The following is a 25,008-nucleotide window of genomic DNA, read 5'->3' as shown; positions in this document are numbered from 1 at the left end:
GTGTCCAAGGACTACTCGGTCCCCGTACTCGAAGGAGATGGGGACAACGACTACACGCGCTACATGCGCACCGACGCGCTGCTGTCGCTCCAGCGCCGCCCGGAGGAGGTGATCCACCGGGACGAACTGCTCTTCCAGGTCGTCCACCAGTCGACCGAGCTGTGGCTCAAGCTCGCCTGTCACGAGGTCGCGGAGGCGGGACGGCAGATCGACGCGGGAGCGCTGGACACCGCGGCCCGGCTGCTCGGCCGCGCCTCCCTCGGCGTCCGGATGACCGCCGACCAGCTGGAGATGATGCGGCACCTGGCCCCCTGGGACTTCCAGATCATCCGCACCGTCCTCGGCCACGGCTCGGGCTTCGAGTCCCCGGGCTGGAAGGCGGCCCGCCAGGTCAGCCAGGACCTCGACAAGTCCTTCCGGCGGCTGGTCGAGGCGCGCGGCACCGACCTCGTGGAGGTCTACCGCAGCGGGCACGACACCGCCGAGTACCGGCTGGCCGAGGCGATGATCGACTGGGACGAGCGGATCTCGCTGTGGCGTACCCAGCACTACAAGATGGTCACCCGGGTCATCGGCCACTCCGTGGTCGGCACCAAGGGCGCCCCCAGCGACTTCCTGGCCACCCTGATCAGCCACAAGTTCTTCCCGCGGCTGTGGGAGCTGCGCACCGAACTGACCCTGTCCGGGCCGATGGGCGACGACGAGATCGCCCCCGAGTACGCCGAGACCCCGACGGCCGGGCAGCCCGCCCCGGCCGCGGCCCCGGCGGGCTGCCCGGTCACCGGAGGCGGCACCCGGCCGCCCGCCGCCACGGGGACGCCGTGAGCCGCGGCAGCCCGGCGGCGGCCGGGCGGGCCGCCGGGCCCCTCACACCGGCCGCGTTCCGCCGCGGCTTCCCGATGCTGGAGCGGACGGTCCACCTGGCCAGTTGCAGCCTCGGAGCCCGGTCCGACGCGGTGGACGAGGCCCTGGAGCGGATGCAGCGGGCCATCACGGCCCACGGCGCGCCCTGGGGCCGGTTCGAGCAGGAGGTCGAGGAGGCCCGGGAACGCTTCGCCGCCCTGATCGGCGCCGGTCCCGACCAGATCGCGATCCTGCCCAACGCCTCCGTCGGCGCCTACCAGGTGGTCTCCACGCTCTCCCTGGAGCGCCGGCCCGACATCGTCACCACCGTCGAGGAGTTCCCGTCCATCGCGCACGTCTGGCTCGCCCAGCGGCCGCGCGGCGCCCGGGTCCTGTTCACCGGTGACCGCTCCACCGGCCGCATCCGCACCTCCGACTACACCGCCGCGCTGAGCGAGGGCACCGCGCTCCTCTCGGTCCCCATGTCCACCTACCAGTTCGCCGAGCGCCCGCCGGTCTCGGAGATCGTCCAGGCGGGCCGCTCCGCCGGGGCGACGACCTTCGTCGACGCCTACCAGGCCGTCGGGGCCATGTCCGTGGACGTTACCGAGATCGGCTGCGACTACCTGGTCGCGGGCACGATGAAGTACCTCGCCGGACTTCCCGGCCTGGCCTTCCTCTACGCCCGCTCTGGACTGACGGGTGATCAGGACCCGCAGCTCACGGGCTGGTTCGGCCGGGTGGAGCCGATGGCCTTCGACCCGCTGCGCCTCGACTTCCCGGCCGTCGCCCGGCGCTTCGAGACCGGCACCCCCGCGGTGCCCGCCGTGTACGCCGCCAACGCCGCGCTCGGGCTGTTCCGGGACGTCGACATGGCCGACGTACGGCGGCACATCACGGCCCTGACCGACCGCACCGCCCGCACCCTCGTCGCCCAGGGCGAACGCGTCCGCAGGGCGGAGCGCCCCGAACTCCAGGGCGCCCACGTCGGCCTGTACGACGCCGACCCGCGGGCCCTCGCCGGATGGCTCGCGGGCCGCGGCATCGCCGTCAGCCCGCGCGGACCCGTCGTGCGCCTGTCCTTCCACTACTACAACTCCACCGACGACGTGGAGGCCCTCTGCCAGGCCATGCGCGAGTTCCGCGCGCTGACCGGCCCCGCCCTTTCCGTCCCGCTCCCGAAGGTGAGACCCGCAGCGTGAAAGAGCTGACCGACTGGCTGGCCGATCCCGTACCCAGCCGCTTCCCGTACCCCGCCGTCACCCACGCCTACCACGTCGTCGGCAAGCACTTCGTGCCGGACGAGACCCTGAAACTGCTGGCCCTGGCCAGGGAGCGGCTCGTCTCCCAGGCCCCCACCCCGGCCGGCGCCCAGCACCGGCTGCTGCTCGACCGGTTCCTGGACACCGCCCTCGACAAGTGGGACGGCCGCTACGACTACCCCACCTACACCTCGCTCAACGTGCTCGGCCTGCCGACCGCCGACGACGGTCCGGACGCGGCGGAGGGCGCCCGGATCACCCGGGACCGGCTGACCGTCCAGCTCCTGGCCGACCTGCTGCGGTTCGAACAGGCCGCCGCCGAGGGGCGCACCGCGTGGCTCCCGGAGATGCGGCCCGACGCCCGGACGGTGGAGAAGCGCTGCCGGCTCGCCCTCAGGGTGGCCAGGCCGGCGCTCGCCCGGCTCGGCCACGGGGAGCGGATCACCGCCGAGGAACCGGCCGGACAGGCCGCCCAGCTCTGGGAGTTCGTCGACGGCGAGCTGCTGGAGCCCTACGAGCGCATGGTGCTGAAGCTCAGCATGCTGCCGGTCTACATATCCCACGACGAGCACATGTTCATCCGGGTGCTCCAGACCTTCGAGACCACCTTCGCCCTGCTGGCCCTGAGCATCCGTACGGCCATCGGCGGCCTGGACGGCGCCGGGCCCGGCTCGCTCCCGGCCGCGACCGGACACCTCAAGGTGGCCGAGACCGTCCTCGCGGAGTCGGCGCCGCTGTTCTCGCTGCTGGCCACCATGCAGGTCGAGTCCTTCCGCGTCTTCCGCGAGTACACCGACGGCGCGAGCGCCATCCAGTCCCGCAACTACAAGCTCGTCGAGTCGCTGTGCCGGATGCCCGACCAGGAGCGGCTGGAGTCCCCGGCCTACCGGTCCACACCCGAGGTGCGCGAGCGGGTCCTGGCCGGTCAGGCCACCCTGGACGACGCCTGCGCCGCCGCCCTGGCCGACCCCCGGTTCACCGCCGGGGACCGCGAGCTGCTGACCGCCTCGATGCTCGGCTTCGCCGGGGCCCTGCGCCGCTGGCGCCAGACGCACTACCGGATCGCCGTCCGGATGCTCGGCACCCGCTCCGGCACCGGCGCGACCGAGGGCACCCCCTATCTCAGCTCGGTGCGGAAGATCCCGGTCTTCCGCAGCATCGACGAGGCGCCCGCCGACGAGGCCCCCGCGGTCACCGAGACCCCCGCGGTCACCGAGACCCCCGCGGCCGCCGAGCCGCCCGCCGGAACGCCGGCCGCTCCCGCCGCGGCCGCCCCCGGCAGCCCGCCCGTCGCCGACGCCCCCGCCGGATGCCCCGCCGCCACCGGTGCGGCCCCCACCGGATGCCCCGTCACCACCGCACCCCGCACAGAGAGCGAAGAGGCAGCATGAACAGCGAACTGATCCCCGTAGGCATCGTCGGCGCCGGTCCCGTCGGCATGGCCCTGGCCGCCCGGCTGGCCTCCTTCGGCATCCCGAGCGTGCTGTTCGAGCGCGACCCGGAGCTGCGCAAGCAGGGCTCCAAGGCGTGCCTCATCCAGGGCGACGTGCTGGAGACGCTCGACAAGTTCGGCTGCGCCGAGACCATCGGCGCCGAGGGCGTCACCTGGACCACGGCCCGCACGTACGTGCGCGGCAAGGAGATCCGCGCCGCCGAGTACCCCCGCCGGATCGGCTACGGCCCGTTCGTGAACATCTCCCAGTTCCGGATCGAGCAGCTGCTGCTGGAGAAGATCGAGGCCGACCCCCTCTGCGAGGTCCGCTGGGCCCACGAGATCACCGGGGCCGAGCAGGACGGCGAGGCCGTCACCGTCTCGGCGGACACCCCGAAGGGCCCGCGCGACTACCGCTGCCGCTACGTGGTCGCCTGCGACGGGGTGCGCAGCCCGATGCGTACGTTCACCGGCGTCGAGTGGACCGGCTACAGCCACCGGGACCGCTTCCTGATCACCGACCTCAAGGTCACGCTGCCCCTCGCCAAGGAGCGCCACTTCCACTACGACCCGCCCTTCAACCCGGGCCGCCAGCTGGTCATGCACCCGCAGCCCAACGACATCTGGCGCATCGACTGGCAGCTCGCCCCCGAGACGGACATCGAGGCCGAGCGCGCGGACGGCCGCTTCGAGGAGCGGGTGCGCAAGGTCATCGGCGACGTCGACTTCGAGATCGACTGGGTGTCCACCTACCGCTTCCACCAGCGGGTCGTGGAGAAGTTCCGCGTCGGCCGGATCTTCTTCGCCGGGGACTCCGCCCACTCCCTGCCGCCGTACGGCTCCCGCGGCATGAACAGCGGCATCCAGGACGCCGACAACCTCGCCTGGAAGCTGGCCCTGGTCATGGAGGGCAAGGCCGAGGACGCCCTGCTCGACACCTACCACGACGAGCGCTACGCGGCGGCCAGGGAGAACCTCGCCGTCACCGAGGCCACCATCAAGTTCATGGTGCCGCCGAACCTGGTGCGGCGCCTGGCCCGCAAGACGCTGCTGGCCCTCTCCCAGCCGTTCCAGGGCGCCCGCGACAAGGTCAACAGCGGCCGCATGGCCGAACCGCACACCTACGTCGACTCGCCCGTGATCCAGTCCGGCGGACTCCACCCGCTGCTGGGCGCGTTCGCCCCCGACGCCCGGATCACCGCCCCCGGCGCCGGCCGCGTCCGCGAGCTGTACGGCAGCGGGTTCACCGTCCTGTACTTCGCCCAGGACCGCCAGGCCGCCCGCGCCTTCGCCGAGCGCGCGCTCGCCGACACCCGCGGCCTGGACGTCCGGCTGGTCGTCGTCCTGCGCGAGGGCGAACTCGCCGTGCCGACCGCCGGATCCGCCGAGGGCCTGCCCGAGGGCGTCACCGTGCTCCGCGACCGCGACAGCGTGCTGCGCGAGACGTACCACGCCCCCGACGGCACCTGCCTGATCGTCCGGCCCGACGGGCATGTCGGCGCTCTGGCCGACCCCGCCCGGCCCGAGCTGTTCGCCGAGACCCTCGCCCGCTGCGCCGCGGCCACCGCCCCGGCCGCCACCGGGACCCCCGCCCGCGAGCGCGTCGCCACCGCGGCCTGACCCCGCCCCTCCCGCAGCCCGAGTCCTGATCAGGAGCACCCCGTGACCTCACCGCAACTGCCCACCCACGCCTGGCTCAACGGCGCCGTCGTCGACTGGGACCGGTGCACCGTCCACGCCCGGTCCCAGGGCGCCTTCTGGGGCGCCAACGTCTTCGAGGGGCTGCGCGCCTACCGCCGCCCCGGCCGCAGCGGCCTCGCGGTCTTCCGCGTCGACGAGCACCTGGCCCGGCTGCGCCGCTCGATGAAGAGCCTGCACATGGAGATCCCCTACACCGACGACGAGCTCAAGCAGGGGATCCTCGACGTCCTCAAGGCCAACGCCTACGAGGAGGACGCCCACATCTGCGTCGTCGCCTACTTCAACATGGGCCCCAACGCCGACCCGCTCAGCTACACCGACGACGTCGGCGTGCACATCACCTCCACCCGGGCCCCGCGCGGCAAGGGCTTCGACGGCGGCCTCGCCGCGACCGTCTCCTCCTGGCGCCGCGTCAGCGACGACTCGATGCCGCCGCGCATCAAAGCGGGCGCCAACTACCACAACAGCCGCCTCGCCCACCACGAGGCGATCCGCAACGGCTTCGACACGACGCTGCTGCTCAACCAGCGCGGCAGCGTCTCCGAGGCCCCCGGCTCCTGCGTGGCCATGCTGCACCAGGGCAGGATCGTCACCCCGCCCGGCACCAGCGGCGTCCTGGAGGGCATCACCGTCGCCACCGTCGGCGAGCTGGCCCGCCGGGAGCTGGGCATCCCCATGGAGCGGCGCGAGGTCGACCGTACCGAGCTGTACACCGCCGACGAGATCTTCGTCGCGGGCACCCTCGCCGAGATCGCCCCCGTCACCAGCCTCGACCGCATCGCGGTCGGCGACGGCACCCCGGGCGTCACGGTCCGCAAGCTCCAGGAGCTGTACGACGCGGTGGTCCGGGGCGAACACCCCGACTACCGGCACTGGTCCACCTTCGTCGAGACCACCGGGGAGAAGTGACATGGCCTCCGCCGTGGACGCCCGGTCCACCGGGGCGACCGCCCCGCTCCTGGCCGGACTGCTCGACGGATCGGTGGAGGTCCTCGACCTCACCTCACCGCTCCACGAGGAGACCCCGCTGATCCAGCTCCCGCCGGAGCGCGGCCAGCCGTGGCCCTTCGAGCGGGAGGTGATCAGCCACTACGACGAGGCCGGGCCCACCGTCTACTGGAACAACATCCGGCTGTCCGAGCACACCGGCACCCACTTCGACGCCCCCGTCCACTGGGTCACCGGCAAGGACCTCGACGACGTCTCCCAGGTCCCGCCGCAGCGCCTGGTCGCCCCCGCGTGCGTCCTCGACTTCACCGAAGAGGCCGCCGCCGACCCCGACTTCCTGCTCCAGCGCCACCACGTCGAGGCCTGGCAGGAGGAGCACGGGCCGCTGATCCCCGGCGGCTGGCTGCTCTACCGCACCGGCTGGGAGGCCCGGCAGGGCTCCCAGGAGGAGTTCCTCAACGACCGGCACACCCCGGGCATCGCGCCGGAGTGCGCCCGGTGGCTGGCCGAGGAGACGGGCATCATCGGCGTCGGCGTGGAGACCGTCGGCACCGACGCGGGCCAGGCCGGCGAGTTCGGGGACCAGCCCTATCCCTGCCACTGGTACTTCCACGGCGCGGACAAGTACGGCATCACCCAGCTGCGCAACCTGCACCTGCTCCCGCCCCGGGGCGCCGTGCTGATCGCCGCGCCGCTGCCCATCGTCGGCGGATCCGGCAGCCCGGCCCGGGTACTGGCCCTGGTGTCCCGCTGACCCGGCCCCGCCGGTCCCCGCCCCCTCGTCCGGCCCGATCACCAAGACACCCCCTGGTCCCGTTGGCCCACTGATCCCAAGGAGGTACGCGAGCCCATGCTCCGTACGCCCGACGGCCTGGCCGCGCTGCGCCGCAGGTCGGTCAACCGCATCCTGGTCCTGCACGGCCTGTCGTCGTTCTGCTACGGCATGGTCTTCCCGTTCATCGGCATCCATCTGGCCGCCCAGCCGGACATCGGCACGTCCGGGGTCGCCGTCTACTACGGCGTCTCCGGCGTCGCCAACCTGTCCGTCTCGCTGCTGCTGGCCTCGGCCGCCCTGCGCCTGCCCCGGCACGCGCTCGGCATCACCGGCCTGCTGCTCTGGCTCAGCTGCTTCCTGCTCCTGACCCAGGGCGAGACCCTGGTCACCGTGGTGGCCGCGGCCGTCCTGGGCGGCGCGGGACAGGGCTGCTTCATGGCGGCGATCATCCCGATCGTCAACTCCCTGGTGCCACCGGAGGAGCGGCGGGCGGTCTTCGCCCGTCGCTACCAGATCCTCAACGCGACCCTCGCCGCGGGCTCGCTGCTGGCCGGACTGGTCCTCACCGTCTTCTCCCGCGACGCCATCACCTGGCTGCTCGTCGCGAACGCGGCCGGATACCTGCCGGTGGCCCTCGCCCTCGCCCTGGCCCGCAAGGTCCCCGAGATCCGGGAGACGCCGGAGGGCGGGACGACGCCGGACGCCGAGGAGACGCCGGGCGGCGCTGCGAGCCCCGAGCCCGCCACGCCCGCCGTGCCGGAACCGGCCGGCCGGCCCGCCGCACCGGCCGCCCGCGCCCTCGGCACCGGCATGCTCATCAGGGCCACCCTGGGCGCCGCCCTCTTCCAGTTCGGCGCCTACCTGATCGGCTACAGCCAGTTCGAGGCCACCGCCCCGCTGGTCGCCGACCAGCTCATGGACACGGGCATCGGCTGGATCTCCGTCATGCTCACCCTCAACGTGGTGGTCATCGTGACCACCCAGCGGCCGATCACCAAGCTGCTGGAGCGGTTCCCCGAGGAGTACGGTCTGCGCATCGCGGTCGGGCTGTGGGCCGTCGGCCTCCTGGTCGCCGGTTTCACGGCCTTCGGTCCGCAGCCCGTCCAGCTGTCCGGACTGCTCGCGTACGCCGTCTTCTTCGCCCTCGGCGAGTGCGCGTACTCCTGCTCCTTCCACCCCTGGCTGATCTCCCGGGTTCCCGATCGCGAACTCACCCGGGCGAGCGCCCTGTGCAACTCGATGATGGGCGTGGGCATGTTCATCGGCCCCGCGATCGGCGTCGCGCTGATCTCCCTGGACCACGCGGCCTGGGTCTGGCTGCCGCTGGCCGGGCTCTGCGCCCTCGTCGGCCTCACCACCCTGCGCCGCACCCCCCGTACCCCCGCCCCCGCACCCAAGGACCCGGATCTCGTCCCCGCCGGCTGACCGGGCGGCCCGCGACACGGCGGGCCGCAGGCACCCTGACCAGACAACGGAAATGGAGCGCTCGATGTCCTCCGACGAAATCGCCACCCTCGACCAGCAGATCATCCACCTCGTCGGCCGCCGCGCGGCGGCCGCCCGGGCGCAGACCCACGCCCGGGTCAGCTCCGGCAACTCCCGGACCTCGCTCGCCGAGGAGAACGCGGCCATCGGCCGCTACAGCCAGGAGTTCGGCCGGCACGGGGTCAACCTGGCCCTCCTGGTGCTCGGCCTCTCCGACCGGCTTCCGCCCCGGTGACCGCCGTCGACGCCGCACCAGCGCTGGGCCTGCGATGTTTCGTGTACGCCCGCGGGTCCCGCCCCGGCACGGACGGCCCGGGGCCCTGGCTCCTGGGCGTCCTGCCGGGCGGCGGCCTCGAACTGCCCAGTGAGCCCTGGCCCGGGGGGAGCGACCCGGCCGACGCGGCGCTGGCCACCGTCGACCGGCTCACCGGCCGGGCCCCGCGCCTGGTCGCCCCGCCGGTGCCACCGCTGGAGCAGGCGGGGTTCGGGGCGCCGATGTTCCCCCCGCCGTGGTGGGTCAGGGCGCCGCACGCCGGCCCGTACGAGACCGAGTACGAGTACGTGATGGTCCTGCCCGACGCCCCGCCGGGCGGTGGCCTGGTCTGGGTGGAACTGGCCGACGCCCGCGCCCGCGCCGAGGCCGAGGACGACGAGAACCTGCACCTCGCGACGGCGCTCGGCACCGTCCTGGAGCAGCTGCTCGACGAGCGGATCACCCCGGCCGTGGTGCGGGCGATGACCGCCGGGTTCAGCCGCCGCGGCGTCGGCCGCCCCCGGAACGTGAGCGCTGTGCAGTGGTGAGCCGTCCGCTCAGGCGCCGGGGCCCGCGCCCTTGTCCAGACCGATCAGATAGCCGGTCTGGAAGCGGCTCTTCGCATCGCGTGAGCGCATGATCTCGGCGACGTGGCGCTGCACGGTCCGCACCGACATCCCCAGCCGCCGCGAGATGACCTTGTCGTCCAGTCCTTCGGTCAGCAGCCGGACGATCGACCCCCGCAGATCCTCGGAGACCTGTTTGGCCCACTCGCGGTCGAAGCCCACCGGGAAGGGTTCGGCCGCCCGCCAGGCGGTCTCGAAGGAAGACACCATGAACGCCACGAGGTTGGGCTCGTACACCACGAGCGCGTGGGCCGAGTCGCCCTGCACGCTGACCACGGCTGCTTTGCGATCGTAAATAAGCATCCGGTCGGGGCCGTCCGCCAGCGTCCGCACCTCGGCCCCGCGCTCCATCATCCACTCGGCGAACTCCACCGTGTGCTGGCTGTAGCGGGCCGGGTGCTGGTAGATCGAGCGGCTGCTGACGCCGCGTTCCAGCAACCGCCCCATGCTGCCGCGCGCCTTGAGCAGCGCCTCGGGGTCCCTGGCGCCGCCGGGCTGCACGTGGAGGGCCTCGGTCTGGCAGCTGTCCGTCAGCTGGTCGATCAGCCGCCGGACGTCGGCGATGTCCGTCAGCAGCTCGACCTCCCTGGCCTGCTGGCGCTGCTGGCCGCTCTGGTAGCAGGGGGTCAGCGCGGCCAGGGCGTTTCTGATCCGCTCGACGCTCTCCGACTGCTGCCGTATCTGATGTTCCATCGGCCAGAGCAGCTGACCGGCGGCGAACTGGGGTGAGACCACGGTGAGCCGGTCCGGGTGGTCGGCGTCGCGCCGCAACAGCCGCAGCGCCTCAAGTCGCCTGATGGCCGGGGCCAGTTGGACCTCGTCCAGGCCGAGCGCGCGGTGGGCTTCGGACGGGGTGAACGAGGCGACCCCGGACGCGTACTCATAAAGCCTCAGGCCGTCGGGCGTCAGTTCCGCGGCCGGAGCTCCCTCCTCGAAGTGCTCCATCGCTTTTCCCCCTTCGTATTTGCGACAGGCGTGAATAACCCAGGCCGGATGCTCTGCCGGGGTGTCCTCGATCGCGGCAAGCTGAGGTTGTCGACGGCAGCCGGAACTCGGCCAAACCTGACACAGCCGCGTAACAAAGCACAGCGACGCCCTGTCTGTCCCTTTTCAGGACTCTCACCTTAAGGACACTCCACATGCAGTCGTTCTCTGCTCGTCTGGCCCTGGTCGTCTCCGGTTTCGTCGCGGCTCTGGCGCTCATTATCGGCCACTCCGCGCTGGAGTCCACCCCCGGTCCGGGCATCGACGACAACGGCTGGTCCGCGCCCGCCCTGACGGCTCCGCAGGACGACAACGGCTGGTCCGGTCCGGCTCCGGCCACTCCGCAGGACGACAACGGCTGGTCCTGAACAAGTCATCGCGTGTCTTCCGCGACCTCCGCGCCGCGTGAGTGGATCTCCGTGCCGCGTGAGCGCGTACGACCAGCAGGCCCGTCCCGGAAGGGGACGGGCCTGCTCGATTGTGAAGACCGCCGAGACCGCCGAGTGCGGCCTTGGTGAATCGTTTTGGATTTAATGGATAGTTGTTTTGCCAGGGGTTTGCCGACCCCGGATATCCGGAACGCGGCGGTCCTCATCTCCTTGCCGGCAACACGTTCTACGGGCATATCTCAGGCCGTGCCACCTGATGGCGGACTACGTCCGTTTCCGTCGGCGGAGCGGAGCGCGGGGGCCGCGGGGCCCGTCTCCGTCAGTCCGCCGCCTCGCCCGGATACGCCGTCTCGAACGCCGAGTGGAACAGGGCGACGACGTCCTGGCCGGTGAGGCCCTCCGCGTGCGCCTGGCCCATCCAGTCGGCGAGGGCGGCGCGCAGCGGCGAGTCGGGGGCGGACTGCGGCTGGGCGAGGGTGCGGGTGATGAAGGTGCCCGCGCCCTGGCGCACTTCGGCGAGGCCCGCGCGTTCCAGCTCGCGGTAGGCCTTGAGGGTGGTGTTCGGGTTGACCTTGGTGGCCGCGGCGACCTGGGCGGCGGTGGGCAGCCGATCGCCCTCCTCCAACGCCCCCATGCGCAGCGCCTGTTCGACCTGCCGGACGATCTGGAGGTACGTCGCCACTCCGCTGCGCCGGTCGATGCGGAACATGACCACGGACTTCACCTTCCGCTCGATGGGCGACACTCTACGTACGGGGCGCGCACCGCGCCTACAGCGGCCGGCGCGAGACCCGCCACAGGGTGAACGCGGTGAACAGGGCCGTTCCGGCGAGGAGCAGACCGGCGGCCGCCCACTGCATCGACGCCATCTGGCTGTAGTCGAGGTACTCGATGACGTCGTTGACGATGCCGTGCTCCTTCACGCACGCGTCCGACGCCTTCTCGGTGGCCTCGGCGCACATGCCCCAGCCGAACAGCTCCCCGTCGGCGTTGCCGACCCAGCGGTCCACCTCGTACGACTCGGCGAGACGGGCCGGGAGTTCGCCGCCCATCGGATAGGTGAACATCTGGGTGGAGCCCAGGCGCAGGCGCACCTCGCCCCAGAGCATCAGGACGACGGCGGTGAAGAGGAAGGTGACCACCATCGCCGGGAGCGTCCGGCGCACCAGGGCGCCGATGGTGATGCCCGCGGCGGTGAGGAAGAGCAGGAAGGCGGGCAGCACGGGGCCCGTGTTGTCGAAGATCGTGCCGTCGGTCCACTGGCTGGGGAAGTGCGAGCGGTGCGGTTCCCACCACCAGGTGAACAGGGCCGACAGCACCACCCCGGGGACCAGGGCGAGCGTGAAGGCCAGGCCCAGCTTGGCGATCAGCCACTGCCGGCGGGTGACGGACTGCGTGGTGACCAGCTGCGCGGTGCCGTTCTCCTGGTCGCTCGCGATCAGATGGGCTCCGATGAAGACCGCGAGGACGAACGGCAGCCCGCCGAGGACGGAGACGACGACGTTGTATCCCCGGCTGTTCTGGAGGGGCTGGCCCACGTCCTTGCCGGTCCGGTCGGCCGAGTCGAGCAGCTGGATGAGCGCGTGCCGCTCGTAGACGATGAGGACCGCGGCCAGCACGGTGAGACCGAGCACGCAGATCAGCGCGGTGCGGTGCTGCCGCAGGACCAGCCAGGGCAGTCCGCGCAGCAGGCGCCGCCCGGGGGCGGTCCCGGCGGGCCTCTGCCCGGTGAGGGTGGTGGTGCTGCTCATGCGGCCTGGGTCCCTTCGGCCTCGACACGGGCGCCCTGGGTGTAGAGGGAGGGCGCTTGCGGGGAGCGGAGATGGGCGAGGAGGACTTCCTCCAGGGAGGGTTCGGCGCGCTCCCAGTCGGCCGGGAGCGGACCCTTGGGGCGGATCATCGCCTGGAACTGCCGTCCCTGCACGCGGGCCTCGACCACGGTGTGGTGGTCCAGCTCCGGCGGCGGGGCGCCGTCCCGCGCCACCCCGGTGACCAGCGTGTGCGCGGGGACCAGCGCGTCGGCGTCCCCGGCCATCCGGATGCGGCCCTCGGCGACGACGAGCAGGTAATCGCACATGTCCTCCAGCTCGGTCAGCAGGTGCGAGGACATCACCACCGTGGTGCCGCGCTCGACGGCCTCGGCCATCAGCAGGGTGGTCATCTCGTCCCGGGCCAGTGGGTCGAGGTCGGCCATCGGCTCGTCCAGGAGCAGCAGTTCGGGTCGCTTGCCGAAGGCGAGCGCGAAGGCCAGGCGGGTGCGCTGGCCGCCGGAGAGCGTGCCGACCCGCGCCCGCTCCGGGATGTTGCCCGAGCGGACGATCCGGTCGGCGGCCGCCGCGTCCCAGCCGGGGTTCAGCTCGGCGCCCATCCGCAGAGTCTCCGCCACGGTGAACCCCTTGAACAGCGGCTTGTCCTGGCCCAGGAAGGCGAACCGGGGCATGACGGCCGGGTCGTCGACCGGTACGCCGAAGACGCGCAGGGTGCCGGTGGTCGGCTCCACCTGCCGGGTCGCCAGCCCGAGCAGGGTGCTCTTGCCCGCACCGTTCGGACCGACCAGGCCGCAGATGCGTCCGGCCGGGACCCGGAAGGAGCAGTCGCGCAGCGCCCAGCCGCGCCGGTAGCGCTTGCCCATTCCGCGGGCCTCCAGCGCCCAGTTGCCCGAAGTCCCCTGTCCCGGAGTCCCGTTCGGGGTGCTCGTCTGCGTCACGCGCCTCGCCTCGTTCCCGCGATTCCACTAGTCAATTAATGGAATCATGGTGTTCTGAGGGAACGGCTGTCAAGCGGCGGACCGCCGCGTGGGCCGGGGCAGGGTGGGGGAGGGCGCGTGAGACCAGAGGGAGGGGCGGTCTCAGCCGCGCGGTCGCGTCAGGGCTCTCCGCCGAGGGGTCAGCCGGTCACCGCCGGGGAGCGCAGCCGATGACCAGGTCCACCGCACCCCTCAGGCAGCCCCGCTCCCGCGCGCTCAGGTACGGGCTCTTCTGCTGCCGGGTGCGGGCCAGGGTCAGGTCGGTGAGCGACGCGCCGCCCTCCTCGTCCAACTCCGCGAGGAGCGCCCTCAGCAGGGCGCGGACCTCGGCGCCGGCCGGGAACTCCGGGTCGAGCGCGGTCCGGGCCAGCGTCAGGGCCGACATCGCCCGGTCCAGGCCGGGCGGCCCCTCCGCCGCGGTGGACCAGTCGGCCACCACCGGGCCCCGGTCCGTCAGCGTCACGTTCTCCGGGCGCAGGTCCAGGTGGAGCACGCAGTCCTCCGGGTCCGTCGACACTCGGGGCGGTATCGCGTGCAGTTCCCGCAGCAGCCGGGCCAGCAGCGTGGCCGCCCCGGCCGCGTCCAGCGACCCGGCCAGCAGCGCCTCCGCCATGGTGGGGCCGGACAGCCGCTGGAGCACCAGGTCGGTGGGGCGGGCACCCTCGGCGGGCGTCCCGATGCGCGGCACCGGGAACCCGAAGGCACCGACGTACGCCATCACCGCGAGCTCCCGCGTGGTGTCGGCCGGGTCGCGGTAGCGGCGAAGGACCCAGGAGCCGTCGAGTGCGTAGACGTCGGCGGTGCGTCCCGAGCCCAGCAGTTGCCCTGTGTGCATGGGGCCGAACCTACCCGGGCGTCCGGGCGAAGGGGAGACGCCTTCCGGCTTCCCCGTCCACCCGGCCGGGCCCTCCCGCCGCGGTGTCTCACTTGGCGTCCGCGTACCGCTCGACCACCGCCGTGGTGAAGGGGAAACGCACCGGTGTCTCGCCGAAGGCGGTCCGCCCGGCCAGCTCGCCCGCGGCGCGGATCGCCTCGGTGACGGCGGCGGTCTCCTCGGCCGGGCAGTGCACGATCACCTCGTCGTGCTGGAAGAACACCAGCTCGGCCCGGAGCCCCTGGGCGTGGAGCGACCGGCGCAGCGCGGCCAGGAGCAGCAGCGCCCAGTCGGCGGCGCTGCCCTGCACCACGAAGTTCCGGGTGAAGCGCCCCCGGGCGCGGGCCGGGCCGCCGCCGGAGGCCCCCGCGAGGCTCTCCGGCGCCAGGTCCTCCTGGGGCAGGCCCGCCTCCTCGTCCTGGCCCGCCACCGCGACCGGCGGGCTGGTCCGGCCGAGCCAGGTCCGCACCACCCGCCCCTCCTCGCCCGCCCGCGCCGCGTCGTCGACGTACGCGACGGCGAGCGGGAAGCGGCGGCGCAGGGCGGCCAGATTCTTCAGCCCGTCCCCGGAGGTCTGGCCGTAGACCGCCCCGAGCAGCGCCAGCTTGGCGTGTTCGCGGTCGCCGTGGAAGGCCCGGTCGGACAGGGCCGTGTAGAGGTCGCCGTCGTGACCGGCCACCTCCATCAGCCCCCGGTCGCGGGAGATCGCCGCCAGCACCCGGGGCTCCATCTGGTCGGCGTCGGCGACGACGAGCCGCCACCCCGCGTCGGCCACCACGGCCTGCCGGATGACCTTGGGGATCTGGAGGGCCCCGCCGCCGTTGGTCGTCCACCGGCCGCTGACCGTGCCGCCCGGCTGGTACTCCGGGCGGAAGCGGCCCTCGCGCACCCAGTCCTGGAGCCAGGACCAGCCGTGCGCCGTCCAGATCCGGTAGAGCTTCTTGTACGCGATCAGGGGCTCGACCGCCGGGTGGTCCAGCGCCGCCAGCTCCCACCGCCGGGTCGACTTCACCGCGATCCCCGCCTGGGCGAACGCCCTGACCACATCGGCGGGCAGGTCGGGTCTCACCCGTCTGCCGAACGCCGCCGACACCTCGTCCGCCAGCTCGGCCAGCCTGCGGGGCTCGCCGCCGCCCGCGTACCGCTCGCCCAGCAGGCCGTCGAGCACCTCCCGGTGGACGTCGGCGCGCCAGGGCAGCCCGGCCCGGTGCATCTCGGCCGCGACGAGCATCCCCGCGGACTCCGACGCGGTCAGCAGCCGCATCCGGTCGGGGTGCCGGGCGGTGTCATGGCGGCGCAACTGGTCCGCGTAGACCCGGAGCAGGCCCTCGATCGGCACCGCGGTCCCCGACGACGCCTCGAACAGGGAGGACTGCGCGCCCGGTTCGGCGGAGCGCGCGGGCGGGTCCGGGGGCACCGGGGCCTCGTCCAGCCGGGCCAGAGCGGCGGCCGCGGACCGAGGCTCGCCGAGCCGCCCGGCGTGCCCGAGCAGCAGCAGCTCGGCGCACTCGATGTCGTAGCACCGCTCGACGCGGACCCCGGCGGCGAGCAGCCGCGGATAGACCTCGGCCGTGGACCGCCACACCCAGCGCCCCACCTCGGGGCGCGAGCGCACCGCCGCCACGAGGTCGGGCTCGGCCACGACGGGACCGGCGGGCGCGCCGTCCCGGCCCAGCGGCGCGAGCAGCGCACCGCCTCCCTCGGCCGGAGCCAGCGCCCACCGTTCGCTCATGGGTGCGAGTCTGGCACCCGCCACTGACATCACCCCGGCAACGACATGACCGGGCCCCGGCCACCGGACCCCCGCCATCGAGCACCGGGCCCCGGCCATCGGGCCCCGGCCGCCACCGAACCCCGGCCCAAGCCCTCGCCCGGCTGCCCGTCCCGGGAGGCGGACCCCGGGAGGCAGACCTCCGGGAGGCGGCCCCCGGGAGGCGGACCCCGGGAGGCAGGCCCCCGGGAGGCGGACCCGGAGAGGGGCAGGCCCCCGCCTACCCTTGGCCCGATGGAATCCGTGATCGACCGGGCGTGTGCGGCGGCGCTCTACACCGAGGGCGACGCCGCCCTGGACGCCGGGGCCTCCCTGCTCGCCGCCGCCCCGGACGCCGACGCCGAGGCGCACCGGCGCGGTGAGGAGTTCGTCCGGCGGGCCTGGGAGCGCGGCTGGCAACCCGCCGACCTGGTGCGGTTCGTCCGCCGGGAGCTGGACGAGCGGCGGGCGGCGCTGGCCGGGACGCTGATCGCCGCCGAGACCGCCCGCTACGCGGAGCTGCCGCCCCGGTGGGCCGGGCAGCTCGCCGGGCTGCCGGAGCCCGTGGAGCGCAACCGGCCCGACCGGTTCCGTTACGCCGCCGACCTGCTGGAGCTGTACCGGCTGCTGCTGCGGCTGCCCGCCGTCGAGCCGGTCGGTCCGCCGCCCGGCGCCGCCCCCGACCTTCCGCACCGGCCGCCCGCCGCCGACGAGCCCCGCGTCCTCACCCGTATCCGGGCGCTGCTGGCCAAGGCGGAGGCGACCGGTTTCCCGGAGGAGGCCGAGGCGCTGACCGGCAAGGCGCAGGAGCTGATGGCCCGGCACAGCGTCGACGAGGCCCTGCTGGCCGCCCGTACCCCCGGCGGTTCGGCACCCGGCGCGTGCCGGATCGGGGTGGAGCCCCCGTACGAGAGCGCCAAGGCGATCCTGCTCGACGCCGTCGCCACCGCCAACCGCTGCCGGGCCGTGTGGAACGAGGACCTGGGCTTCTCCACGGTCGTCGGCTTCGAGGCGGACCTGGAGGCGGTCGAGCTGCTGTTCACCTCGCTGCTGGTGCAGGGGACAGCGGCGATGACCAGGGCGGAGGCCGGGCAGCGAGCCGGAGGCCGTAAGCGGACCAAGACCTTCCGGCAGGCGTTCCAGCTGGCGTACGCCCAGCGGCTCGGCGGCAGGCTGGCGGCCGACGCCGAACGGGCCACGGCCGCCGCCGGTGCCGGTACGGGCACGGACGGGGGCGGTGGGCTGCTGCCGGTGCTGGCCGCCCGGGACGTCGCCGTCACCGAAACCGCCGAGCGGATGTTCCCGAGGACCACGACGACCCGGGTGCGCGGGGCCGTGGACCGGGAGGGGTGGAACCACGGGACCGACGCCGCCGACCGCGCCCGGATGGGCGGCCACCGGAGCGGGCCCCCACGAGGACCCGGGGAAATCATGGCGTAAGTCCGGCTTGTCCGTTGTTCCGGCTAGGCTCGGCCCATGAGCTGGCTCCGGGCGCTGAAGGAGACCGCCCGCTCGGGGCTGGAGATCGAGCGGCAGCGACTCGAACCGCTGATCGCCTTCCGCGGCGCGGCCGGGCTCGCCCTCGTCGTCGGCGCCAGCCTCCTGCTGTTCGGGCCCGAGATCGCGGCCAGCTCCGCGTTCGGCGCGTTCCAGGCGGCCATCGCCACCTTCCAGCGCAGCTGGCGCCCGCGCCCGGTCCTCGCCCTGGTCTCCGGCGCCAGCCTCGCCGTCTCGACCTTCGTCGGCTACGTCAGCGGCGCGCACGTCGTGCTGTTCCTCTGCCTGCTCGGGCTCTGGACCTTCCTCGCCGGCCTCGCCTGGGCGGCGGGCCCGACCGGCGGCATCATCGCCTCCTCCAACGTCGCGATCATGCTCGTGACGATCACCCTGCCCACCTCGGTCGCCGATGCCGCGGCCCACGCGGCGATGATCGCCATCGGCGGGGTCGTGCAGGCCGCGCTCATCGTCCTCTTCCCGGTCCGCCGATGGGGCGCCCAGCGCGACGCGCTCGCCGACGCCCTGGCCGCCGAGGCCGACTACGCCCGGCGGCTGCGGCAGGACCCGGTCGCACCCTTCGACCCGCTGCCGCTGATGAAAGCCCGCAACGCCGCCGCCGTCACCCCCCGTCAGGCCCGCCGCCGCCCCGCCGAACTGCACGGGGCCCGGGGCATCGCCGAGCGGCTGCGCCCGGTGCTGGCCTCGCTCGCGGACCCGGCGATGGGGGTCCCCGGCGACGGGCTGGAGCGGCTTTGGGTGAACGAACTGCTGGGCGCGGCGGGCTCGGTCCTGGACGCCGCCGCGCGGGCGGTGCGGTACGGCGAACCGGTCCATCTCTCCGCCACCGACCTGGGCGTCCTGAAGACCCCCGACAACGACGTCATCCTGGTCGGCCCCGCCCGCCGCGCCGCCGACCGGCTCGCCGCGCTGCTCGACGACGTGCTGGAGATCGCGGAGGGCACCGGCACCGACAGCGGGGTCCCCGCGGATCTCACGCCGGACACCCGGCACCGGCCCTCGCTGCTGAAGCTGGTCCCGGTGGTGCTGGCCTCGATGCGCCGCGAGCTGCACCACGGCTCGGCGATCATGCGCCACGCCGTCCGGGTCGCGGTGGTCGCCGTCTGCGGCTACTTCGTGGGCGAGGCCGTGCCGCTGGGCCACGGCTACTGGGCCCCGATGACCGCCGTGATGGTGATGCGCCCCGAGTTCTCGCAGACGTACGCCCGTTCCGTGGCCCGCTTCGGCGGCACCCTGGTCGGCGTCGGGCTGGCCACCGCCGTCGTGCAGACCGCCCACCCCGGCGCCCGGCTCTCCGCCCTGCTCGCGGTGGTCTGCGCCGGGCTGATGTACCTGCTGATGCGCACCGGGTACGCGGTCGGCCAGGTCTGCGTCGCCGCCTACGTCGTCTTCCTGCTCGGCATGGCCGGTGACGACTGGTCCCAGACCGTCACCGAACGCATCGTGCTGACGCTGGCCGGCGGGCTCCTCGCGATGGTCTCGTACGCCGTCTACCCGGCCTGGGAGACCCCGCGGCTGCGCAACCGGCTGGCCGAGTGGCTGGTGGCGGACGGGCGGTACGCGGCCACGGTGGTCGACCAGTACGCCGACCCCGCCGCCCGGGACGTCGAGGCCGTCCGCGACGCCCTGATCGCCACCCGCGAGGCGCGCGTCGCCTGGCAGGAGGCCCTGGCGACCGCCCAGCACGAACCCGTACGCCACCGGGGCATCTCCCGGGCCGCCGCCACCGACGCCCAGCACGCCCTGGCCCAGCTGGGCCGGTCCGCGATGGTCCTGGAGGCCCATCTGCCCCCGGGGTCGGCGGATCCGGTGCCGGGCGCCGCCGACCTGGCCCAGGCGCTGCGCCGGGCCACCGAACAGGGCGCCAGGGCGGTACGCGAACGCCGCCTGCCCGACTGGCGGGAGGTCGCGGACGCGGTGGCCCGGTGGGACGTGCCGCACACCCCGACGGCGTCGGCCGCTCCGTCGGCGGGCGCCCCGGTGCACCGGGGCGCCGCGCTGCTCCTGGACGCGCTGGAGGAGTTCACCCGCGCCCTGGACGAACGCGGCGGCTCCACCCTGGTCAGCAGCACCCGCGCCGACCGGCCCCGGCACACCTGAGGCCCGGCCCGGCCCAGGATTCCGAGCCCTCACCGCCCCGAGGCTCCGGCCTCACGCGCTGGCCGGTCCAGGGCGCCGACAGGTCTGCGGCGTCGGCAGGCCTACGGCGTCGGCAGGTCCGGGAGCGAGGGCATGCCGGACGGCAGCTTGCCCGGGTCCGCCTTGGTCAGCGTGTCCGTGATCCCGCCCTCCCAGGAGACGACCAGCTTCGAGCCGTCGACCGTGTCGATCCCGCCCATCACCCGGTCCGTGGAGCCGCCCGCGCACGTCAGGTGCAGCATCGGCTCACCGCCCATGTCCTTCACGTCGCCCTGGCAGACGGACCGGTCGGCGACGAGGGCGACCTTGCGCGAGGCGACGGAGAGGGTGACGTTCTTGCCGTCGGTCAGCCCCGCCCAGGTGCCCTCCAGCGCGGCGGCGTCCACGCCGCCCCCGGTCGGCTCCCCGGACGCCTTGCCCCCGTCGGGCGTCGCGCTCGCCGAGGCGTCGGCACCCGGGCTCCCGTCCGGTTCGTCGTCGCTGCCGCAGGCGGTCAGCGCCAGGGAGGCGGCGAGAGCGGCGGCCACGACGACGCCGGTGCGCGAAGACCTGATCACGTACGGTTCCCCCTTGCTGCTTTTCGGACGAAAGACCGCGCCACGTTACCAAGGCGCCGGTATCGGCTCGGCATCAACTGCCCCTCGCTTCAAGTAAATCGGGAGACAATGAGGAGCGCCGTTCGTCTCTCCCCCGGAGCGATGCGCGGACACGAAAAGCTGTAGTCACAGCAACACCCCGCGTGCACGTGCATCTGCCCATGCAGAGGCATATGAACACAGCTATGATCCGGACTAGTTGACACTTGCACCTTGCAACTCGGGGAGCGTCCTGTGCACCACGTGTACAACGGCATGGCGGCCACCGAGCTCCGCGGAGTCGTCTGGCAGAAGAGCAGGCACAGCAACTCCCAGGGCTCCTGCGTGGAGTTCGCGAAACTTCCCGGAGGGAATGTCGCGATGCGGAACTCCCGCCACCCCGACGGGCCCGCCCTCGTCTATACGCCCGCCGAGATAGCGGCGCTGCTGCTCGGCGTCAAGGACGGTGAGTTCGACCATCTGGCCACCGGCGGCTGATCGCGCGAAAGACTCCGGTGGCCGTTCGGGCCGGGGCCGTTACACCGCGGCGTCCGGGTTTTCCGGAAGCCGGAAAAGGGCCCAGACGACCTTGCCGCAGTGCGGGCCGGAAGGCGGTTCCCCCACCGGTACGGGAGAGGGGTGCCAGCCCCAGCTGTCGCTGACGCACTCCACCAGGAACAGACCGCGGCCGGACTCGGCCGAATCCGCCGCCTCGCCCGCCACCGGACTCCTCCGGCTGGGGTCGCGCACCGCGCACACCAGCCGGGAGGTCCAGCGCATCAGGTGCAGCCGCACCGGCGGGTCCTGGAAGTCGCGCGGCGGCTCACCGGGCAGTGCGTGGCGCAGGGCGTTGGTGACGAGTTCGGAGACCACCAGGGCGACGTCGTCGAAGCGGTCGCCCAGCTCCCACCGGTCCAGCGTGGACCTGGTGAACTTCCGTGCCCCGCCCACCGCTTCGTAGCGGGCGGGCAGAGCGCAGGACGCCGATCCGGCCACCCCTGAGGGGTCGGTGGGGGGAAACCCCCGCCGTAACGGTTCGAGCATCGTCGATCCATTCGTCCCCATACGAGGCACTCCCGGGATTCGCGGCTGTAGCGGCACTGCCTGTAGCGGTACTGCGGGGGGTACAGCGGCACAACACGAGCACGCAGGTGCGCGAGGACCATGGTTCCGAATGCGTAGAGCAGATGCAAGGGCAGATGCACGTGCACGCGCCGGACCTGCCCGATACCGTGGTGGTTGTGGGGTATTTCTTCCCGGGGGCAGTTTCGGAGCTTTCCGGACGTCTTCCCATTTCCGTAATCGAATGAGTACGGGCTGAAGCGTTTTGGTGGCAGAATCCGGCACCCGGGGTTCCGGGGGGAGCCGGTGTCAGATTGGCGATGGGGAGGGTCGGGCCAGTGTCGGCAGGCGAGTCGAGTGGATCGGTGGTGCGGCGCATCCTGCTGGGCTCTCAGCTCAGAAGGCTGCGCGAGTCACGCGGCATCACCCGTGAGGCGGCCGGCTACTCCATCCGGGCCTCCGAATCGAAGATCAGCCGCATGGAGTTGGGACGGGTGAGCTTCAAGGCCAGGGACGTCGAGGACCTGCTCACGCTCTACGGCGTCGCGGACGAGGCGGAGCGCGCCTCCCTCCTCGGTCTGGCGCGTGAGGCCAACGTCGCGGGCTGGTGGCACAGTTACGGCGATGTGCTGCCCGGGTGGTTCCAGACGTACATCGGTCTGGAGGGCGCCGCCTCCCTCATCCGTATCTACGAGGTCCAGTTCGTGCACGGGCTGCTCCAGACCGAGGCGTATGCCCACGCCGTCGTCGAACGCGGCCTGCGCGGAGCCCCGCCCGCCGAGATCGACCGCCGGGTCGCCCTGCGCCTGGCGCGCCAGAAGGCCCTGGTCTCCGAGCGGGCCCCCGCCTTCCACGCGGTGCTCGACGAGGCCGCGCTGCGCCGCCCGTACGGCGGGCGCGAGGTCATGCGGGCCCAGTTGCGGCATCTGATCGACATGTCGGAGCAGCCGAACATCACGCTCCAGGTGATGCCCTTCAGCCATGGCGGCCACGCCGGTGAGAGCGGCTCATTCACGATGCTGCGTTTTCCGGAATCCGATCTGTCGGACATTGTCTATTTGGAGCAGCTGACGAGTGCGCTCTATCTGGACAAGCCCGAAGAAGTCGCGCAGTACGAAAAGGCCATGACGGGTCTCGCGCAGGACAGTCCCTCCTCGGAGGAGAGCCGGGATCTTCTGCGCGGACTGCTCCAACTGACCTGATTTCTCAGTACGATGACCGGACATCAGGAGTCTGCGCAGCCTGCAGTAAGGGATTGCATGTCCTTCTTCCGTGAACTGGCCCACCAGTACATCGACGGCGAGTGGCTGACCGGCAGCGGTTCGTGGGACATCATCGACTTCAATCCCTACAACGGTGAGAAACTCGCCGCCGTCACCGTGGCCACCGCCTCCGAGGTCGACCGGGCCTACCGCGCCGCCGAGCGCGCCCAGCCCGAGTGGGCCGCCACCAGCCCCTACGAGCGGCGGGCCGTCATCGAACGCGCCCTGCTCGGCACCGAGCGGCGAGCCGAGGAGATCGCCGAGGCGATCATCGACGAACTGGGCGGCACCCGGCCGCGCGCGGCCCACGAGGTGCGCGGGGCCGCGGAGTTCCTGCGCGAGGCGATCCGCCAGGCCGTGCGGCCGACGGGCAGGCTGCTGCCGGCCGTGGGCGACGGCCGGGAGAACCGCCTCTACCGGCTGCCCGTCGGGGTCGTCGGCGTGATCAGCGCCTTCAACTTCCCCTTCCTGGTGACGATGAAGGCGGTGGGATCCGCGCTGGCGCTCGGCAATGCGGTCGTGGTGAAGCCCCATCAGAACGCGCCCGTCGTGGGCGGCGGGCTCATAGCGCGGATATTCGAGGACGCGGGGCTGCCCGCCGGGCTGCTCAACGTCGTGATCACCGACAGCGCCGAGATCGGCGACGCGTTCATCACGCACCCCGTGCCCAAGGTGATCTCGTTCAGCGGCTCCGAGCGGGTCGGCCGCCACATCGCCGCCACCGCCGCCGGGTCCTTCAAGCGGACCATCCTCGAACTGGGCGGCAACAGCGCCCTGGTGGTGCTGGCGGACGCCGACATCGACCACGCGGTCGGGGCGGCCCTGCTCAGCCGGTTCCTGTACCAGGGGCAGACCTGTCTGGCGGCCAACCGCATCCTGGTGGACCGCGCGGTGGCTGCGGAGTTCACCGAGAAGTTCACCGCCGAGGCGGCCGCGCTCAAGGCGGGCGACCCCAGGGACCCCGAGACCCGGATCGGCCCGGTCATCAACGCCTTCCAGGCCGACGCCCTGGGCGCCCTGGTCGACCGCGCGGTCGCGGACGGCGCGCGGGCCCTCGTCCGGGGCCGGACCCTCGGCAACGTCGTCGAGCCGACGGTCCTCACCGGCCTCGCGGAGGACTCCCCGCTGCTGACGCAGGAGATCCTCGGCCCGGTGGCCCTGCTGATGACGTTCGACGGCGAGGAGGAGGCCGTACGGATCGTCAACGAGGGCCCCTACGGCCTCAGCGGCGCCGTCCACACCCGGGACGCGGAGCGCGGGGTGCGGTTCGCGCGGCGGATCGCCAGCGGGATGTTCCACGTCAACGACTCCACCGTCCAGGACGACCCGCTGGTCGCGTTCGGCGGTGAGAAGGCGTCCGGGATCGGGCGGCTGAACGGCGAGGCGGCGGTGGAGGCGTTCACCACCCAGAAGTGGATGTCCATCCAGCACGGCCGCTCGGTCTTCCCCTTCTGAGGACGCGCGCGAGGGCGGTGCCTTACGCGGGCGGTGCCTTACGCAGGCGGCGCCTCACGCGGGCGGTGCCCGAGCGGGCGCCTCGCCCTTCCCCGGCGGTCCGCACCGGCCGCCCTCCGGCCGCCGCCCCTCGGCCGGATATGCTAGTCAAAGTTGAGTAGGGAGAAGGGGGCGCGATGTCCGCGATCCGGCTGCTGGTCCTCGGCGCCGTGCGGATGCACGGCCGCGCACACGGCTACCAGGTCCGCAACGACCTGGAGTACTGGGGCGCGCACGAGTGGTCCAACGCCAAGCCCGGGTCGATCTACCACGCCCTGAAGCAGATGGCGAAGCAGGAACTGCTGCTCGCGCACGAGACCGCGCCCTCCACCGCGGGGGGTCCGCCGCGCACCGAGTACGAGGTGACGGACCGGGGCCTGGAGGAGTACCGCGGCCTGCTGCGGCAGGCCATCCGTTCCTACGACCAGAACATGGACGTGCTCTCGGCGGCGATCGGGTTCATCGTCGATCTGCCCCGTGCGGAGGCGGTCGCGCTGCTGAAGGAGCGGGTGGCGGGCATCGGAGAGTGGCGGGCGTCCGTCACCGAGTACTACACCCCCGCGGACGGACCCGAATCCCTGGGCCACATCGGCGAGATCATGAACCTGTGGGTGCACTCGGCGGACAGCGGCGCGGAGTGGACCCGGGGCCTGATCGAGCGCATCGAGGGCGGCGCGTACACCTTCGCGGGCGAGGGCGACCCCTTCGTGGGGGTGCTCGCGGAGGGTGAGGAGAACCCGTTCGCGACGGGCGTCCATGACCCGGGGGACGACGAGTAGCCGCCGGGCGCTCGAACGCCACGACCGCCCGGGGAGTCGCCACCGACCGGGACGCCGCCACTAATCAAGTTTGACGAATGCCGGATCGGGGTTTACCTTCGAGCCTCTAGTCAA

At 72.9% G+C, this 25,008-nt stretch carries 24 protein-coding genes; 16 read left to right on the top strand and 8 right to left on the bottom strand.

Features of this window, described 5'->3' with window-relative positions:
• From ACIRRU_RS27250 to ACIRRU_RS27210, 9 genes are all read left to right on the top strand, one after another.
• On the top strand, nt 1–825 hold the full coding sequence (locus ACIRRU_RS27250; protein ID WP_403684791.1) for a tryptophan 2,3-dioxygenase family protein: 825 nt from the start codon (nt 1–3) through the stop codon (nt 823–825).
• The gene (locus ACIRRU_RS27245; RefSeq protein ID WP_403684789.1) at nt 822–2,045 is read left to right on the top strand and encodes an aminotransferase class V-fold PLP-dependent enzyme; all 1,224 of its coding nucleotides are present in this window, start codon (nt 822–824) and stop codon (nt 2,043–2,045) included. The genes ACIRRU_RS27250 and ACIRRU_RS27245 overlap by 4 nt, the downstream gene beginning before the upstream one ends.
• Nucleotides 2,042–3,496 carry a tryptophan 2,3-dioxygenase gene (locus tag ACIRRU_RS27240; protein ID WP_403684786.1) on the top strand — a complete coding sequence of 485 codons (1,455 nt, stop codon included), beginning with the start codon at nt 2,042–2,044 and terminating at the stop codon, nt 3,494–3,496. The genes ACIRRU_RS27245 and ACIRRU_RS27240 overlap by 4 nt, the downstream gene beginning before the upstream one ends.
• Nucleotides 3,493–5,157, top strand: coding sequence for an FAD-dependent monooxygenase (locus ACIRRU_RS27235; protein ID WP_403684783.1), 1,665 nt, complete (start codon nt 3,493–3,495; stop codon nt 5,155–5,157). Before ACIRRU_RS27240 ends, ACIRRU_RS27235 begins: the two co-directional genes overlap by 4 nt.
• 42 nt (nt 5,158–5,199) lie before the next feature.
• Nucleotides 5,200–6,147, top strand: a complete 948-nt coding sequence (gene ilvE / locus ACIRRU_RS27230; RefSeq protein ID WP_403684780.1) for a branched-chain-amino-acid transaminase — start codon at nt 5,200–5,202, stop codon at nt 6,145–6,147.
• A gap of 1 nt (nt 6,148) precedes the next feature.
• On the top strand, nt 6,149–6,940 hold the full coding sequence (locus ACIRRU_RS27225) for a cyclase family protein (RefSeq protein WP_403684777.1): 792 nt from the start codon (nt 6,149–6,151) through the stop codon (nt 6,938–6,940).
• A 96-nt stretch (nt 6,941–7,036) separates the two neighbouring features.
• Nucleotides 7,037–8,386 carry an MFS transporter gene (locus ACIRRU_RS27220; RefSeq protein WP_403684774.1) on the top strand — a complete coding sequence of 450 codons (1,350 nt, stop codon included), beginning with the start codon at nt 7,037–7,039 and terminating at the stop codon, nt 8,384–8,386.
• 64 nt (nt 8,387–8,450) lie between these two features.
• A complete protein-coding gene (locus tag ACIRRU_RS27215; RefSeq protein WP_363204770.1) occupies nt 8,451–8,681 on the top strand; it encodes a chorismate mutase in 231 nt (76 codons plus the stop codon).
• Nucleotides 8,678–9,247 carry a hypothetical protein gene (locus tag ACIRRU_RS27210; RefSeq protein ID WP_363204771.1) on the top strand — a complete coding sequence of 190 codons (570 nt, stop codon included), beginning with the start codon at nt 8,678–8,680 and terminating at the stop codon, nt 9,245–9,247. Before ACIRRU_RS27215 ends, ACIRRU_RS27210 begins: the two co-directional genes overlap by 4 nt.
• A gap of 9 nt (nt 9,248–9,256) precedes the next feature.
• Here the strand turns inward: ACIRRU_RS27210 and ACIRRU_RS27205 are convergent, their stop codons facing one another.
• Nucleotides 9,257–10,270 carry a helix-turn-helix transcriptional regulator gene (locus ACIRRU_RS27205; RefSeq protein ID WP_363204772.1) on the bottom strand — a complete coding sequence of 338 codons (1,014 nt, stop codon included), beginning with the start codon at nt 10,268–10,270 and terminating at the stop codon, nt 9,257–9,259.
• 194 nt (nt 10,271–10,464) lie between these two features.
• On the opposite strand from ACIRRU_RS27205, the gene ACIRRU_RS27200 reads away from it, so the two are divergent.
• Nucleotides 10,465–10,677: a hypothetical protein gene (locus tag ACIRRU_RS27200; RefSeq protein ID WP_363204773.1), complete on the top strand. Its 213-nt coding sequence runs from the start codon at nt 10,465–10,467 to the stop codon at nt 10,675–10,677.
• Between the two features lie 340 nt (nt 10,678–11,017).
• Here ACIRRU_RS27200 and ACIRRU_RS27195 read toward each other — a convergent pair whose 3' ends face one another.
• From ACIRRU_RS27195 to ACIRRU_RS27175, 5 genes are all read right to left on the bottom strand, one after another.
• Nucleotides 11,018–11,422 (bottom strand): GntR family transcriptional regulator, encoded by a 405-nt coding sequence (locus ACIRRU_RS27195; protein WP_403684835.1) that lies wholly within the window; start codon nt 11,420–11,422, stop codon nt 11,018–11,020.
• 46 nt (nt 11,423–11,468) lie between these two features.
• Complete coding sequence (locus ACIRRU_RS27190; RefSeq protein WP_403684770.1) at nt 11,469–12,449, bottom strand: ABC transporter permease; 981 nt, start codon at nt 12,447–12,449, stop codon at nt 11,469–11,471.
• Complete coding sequence (locus ACIRRU_RS27185) at nt 12,446–13,405, bottom strand: ABC transporter ATP-binding protein (RefSeq protein ID WP_403684767.1); 960 nt, start codon at nt 13,403–13,405, stop codon at nt 12,446–12,448. The genes ACIRRU_RS27190 and ACIRRU_RS27185 overlap by 4 nt, the downstream gene beginning before the upstream one ends.
• Before the next feature lie 187 nt (nt 13,406–13,592).
• Nucleotides 13,593–14,279 carry a phosphotransferase gene (locus ACIRRU_RS27180; RefSeq protein ID WP_403684764.1) on the bottom strand — a complete coding sequence of 229 codons (687 nt, stop codon included), beginning with the start codon at nt 14,277–14,279 and terminating at the stop codon, nt 13,593–13,595.
• An 88-nt stretch (nt 14,280–14,367) separates the two neighbouring features.
• Nucleotides 14,368–16,050: a bifunctional 3'-5' exonuclease/DNA polymerase gene (locus ACIRRU_RS27175; protein WP_403684760.1), complete on the bottom strand. Its 1,683-nt coding sequence runs from the start codon at nt 16,048–16,050 to the stop codon at nt 14,368–14,370.
• A 273-nt stretch (nt 16,051–16,323) separates the two neighbouring features.
• Here ACIRRU_RS27175 and ACIRRU_RS27170 point away from each other — a divergent pair, with 273 nt between their 5' ends.
• Nucleotides 16,324–17,508, top strand: coding sequence for a DUF2786 domain-containing protein (locus ACIRRU_RS27170; protein ID WP_403684757.1), 1,185 nt, complete (start codon nt 16,324–16,326; stop codon nt 17,506–17,508).
• 36 nt (nt 17,509–17,544) lie between these two features.
• Nucleotides 17,545–19,683, top strand: a complete 2,139-nt coding sequence (locus ACIRRU_RS27165) for an FUSC family protein (RefSeq protein ID WP_403684754.1) — start codon at nt 17,545–17,547, stop codon at nt 19,681–19,683.
• Nucleotides 19,684–19,784: 101 nt separating this feature from the next.
• Here ACIRRU_RS27165 and ACIRRU_RS27160 read toward each other — a convergent pair whose 3' ends face one another.
• Nucleotides 19,785–20,279 (bottom strand): hypothetical protein, encoded by a 495-nt coding sequence (locus tag ACIRRU_RS27160; protein ID WP_403684751.1) that lies wholly within the window; start codon nt 20,277–20,279, stop codon nt 19,785–19,787.
• 273 nt (nt 20,280–20,552) lie between these two features.
• On the opposite strand from ACIRRU_RS27160, the gene ACIRRU_RS27155 reads away from it, so the two are divergent.
• Nucleotides 20,553–20,795, top strand: a complete 243-nt coding sequence (locus ACIRRU_RS27155) for a DUF397 domain-containing protein (RefSeq protein ID WP_363204782.1) — start codon at nt 20,553–20,555, stop codon at nt 20,793–20,795.
• A gap of 39 nt (nt 20,796–20,834) precedes the next feature.
• Here ACIRRU_RS27155 and ACIRRU_RS27150 read toward each other — a convergent pair whose 3' ends face one another.
• Nucleotides 20,835–21,341: an ATP-binding protein gene (locus ACIRRU_RS27150; RefSeq protein WP_403684748.1), complete on the bottom strand. Its 507-nt coding sequence runs from the start codon at nt 21,339–21,341 to the stop codon at nt 20,835–20,837.
• Nucleotides 21,342–21,697: 356 nt separating this feature from the next.
• Here ACIRRU_RS27150 and ACIRRU_RS27145 point away from each other — a divergent pair, with 356 nt between their 5' ends.
• The 3 genes from ACIRRU_RS27145 (at nt 21,698) to ACIRRU_RS27135 (ending at nt 24,894) form a co-directional block, all read left to right on the top strand.
• Nucleotides 21,698–22,561, top strand: a complete 864-nt coding sequence (locus ACIRRU_RS27145) for a helix-turn-helix domain-containing protein (RefSeq protein WP_403684745.1) — start codon at nt 21,698–21,700, stop codon at nt 22,559–22,561.
• Between the two features lie 57 nt (nt 22,562–22,618).
• A complete protein-coding gene (locus tag ACIRRU_RS27140) occupies nt 22,619–24,076 on the top strand; it encodes an aldehyde dehydrogenase family protein (RefSeq protein ID WP_363204785.1) in 1,458 nt (485 codons plus the stop codon).
• 176 nt (nt 24,077–24,252) lie between these two features.
• Entirely contained in the window at nt 24,253–24,894 is a 642-nt protein-coding gene (locus tag ACIRRU_RS27135) for a PadR family transcriptional regulator (RefSeq protein WP_403684741.1), read from the top strand.
• Nucleotides 24,895–25,008 lie beyond the last annotated feature (114 nt).

The sequence above is a fragment of the Streptomyces sp. NPDC101181 genome (assembly GCF_044767975.1).
Taxonomy (GTDB): domain Bacteria; phylum Actinomycetota; class Actinomycetes; order Streptomycetales; family Streptomycetaceae; genus Streptomyces.
Note: the sequence above shows the minus strand (reverse complement) of the source record. Positions and strands in the feature narration are given on the sequence as shown.

What these genes read in the sequence shown, in the direction of transcription:
- ACIRRU_RS27235 (WP_403684783.1), top strand. Translation starts at nt 3,493, where the DNA reads ATGAACAGCGAACTGATCCCCGTAGGCATCGTCGGCGCCGGTCCCGTC.
- ACIRRU_RS27225 (WP_403684777.1), top strand. Translation starts at nt 6,149, where the DNA reads ATGGCCTCCGCCGTGGACGCCCGGTCCACCGGGGCGACCGCCCCGCTC.
- ACIRRU_RS27220 (WP_403684774.1), top strand. Translation starts at nt 7,037, where the DNA reads ATGCTCCGTACGCCCGACGGCCTGGCCGCGCTGCGCCGCAGGTCGGTC.
- ACIRRU_RS27215 (WP_363204770.1), top strand. Translation starts at nt 8,451, where the DNA reads ATGTCCTCCGACGAAATCGCCACCCTCGACCAGCAGATCATCCACCTC.
- ACIRRU_RS27205 (WP_363204772.1), bottom strand. Translation starts at nt 10,270, where the DNA reads ATGGAGCACTTCGAGGAGGGAGCTCCGGCCGCGGAACTGACGCCCGAC.
- ACIRRU_RS27200 (WP_363204773.1), top strand. Translation starts at nt 10,465, where the DNA reads ATGCAGTCGTTCTCTGCTCGTCTGGCCCTGGTCGTCTCCGGTTTCGTC.
- ACIRRU_RS27190 (WP_403684770.1), bottom strand. Translation starts at nt 12,449, where the DNA reads ATGAGCAGCACCACCACCCTCACCGGGCAGAGGCCCGCCGGGACCGCC.
- ACIRRU_RS27180 (WP_403684764.1), bottom strand. Translation starts at nt 14,279, where the DNA reads ATGCACACAGGGCAACTGCTGGGCTCGGGACGCACCGCCGACGTCTAC.
- ACIRRU_RS27175 (WP_403684760.1), bottom strand. Translation starts at nt 16,050, where the DNA reads ATGAGCGAACGGTGGGCGCTGGCTCCGGCCGAGGGAGGCGGTGCGCTG.
- ACIRRU_RS27170 (WP_403684757.1), top strand. Translation starts at nt 16,324, where the DNA reads ATGGAATCCGTGATCGACCGGGCGTGTGCGGCGGCGCTCTACACCGAG.
- ACIRRU_RS27165 (WP_403684754.1), top strand. Translation starts at nt 17,545, where the DNA reads ATGAGCTGGCTCCGGGCGCTGAAGGAGACCGCCCGCTCGGGGCTGGAG.
- ACIRRU_RS27150 (WP_403684748.1), bottom strand. Translation starts at nt 21,341, where the DNA reads ATGCTCGAACCGTTACGGCGGGGGTTTCCCCCCACCGACCCCTCAGGG.
- ACIRRU_RS27140 (WP_363204785.1), top strand. Translation starts at nt 22,619, where the DNA reads ATGTCCTTCTTCCGTGAACTGGCCCACCAGTACATCGACGGCGAGTGG.
- ACIRRU_RS27135 (WP_403684741.1), top strand. Translation starts at nt 24,253, where the DNA reads ATGTCCGCGATCCGGCTGCTGGTCCTCGGCGCCGTGCGGATGCACGGC.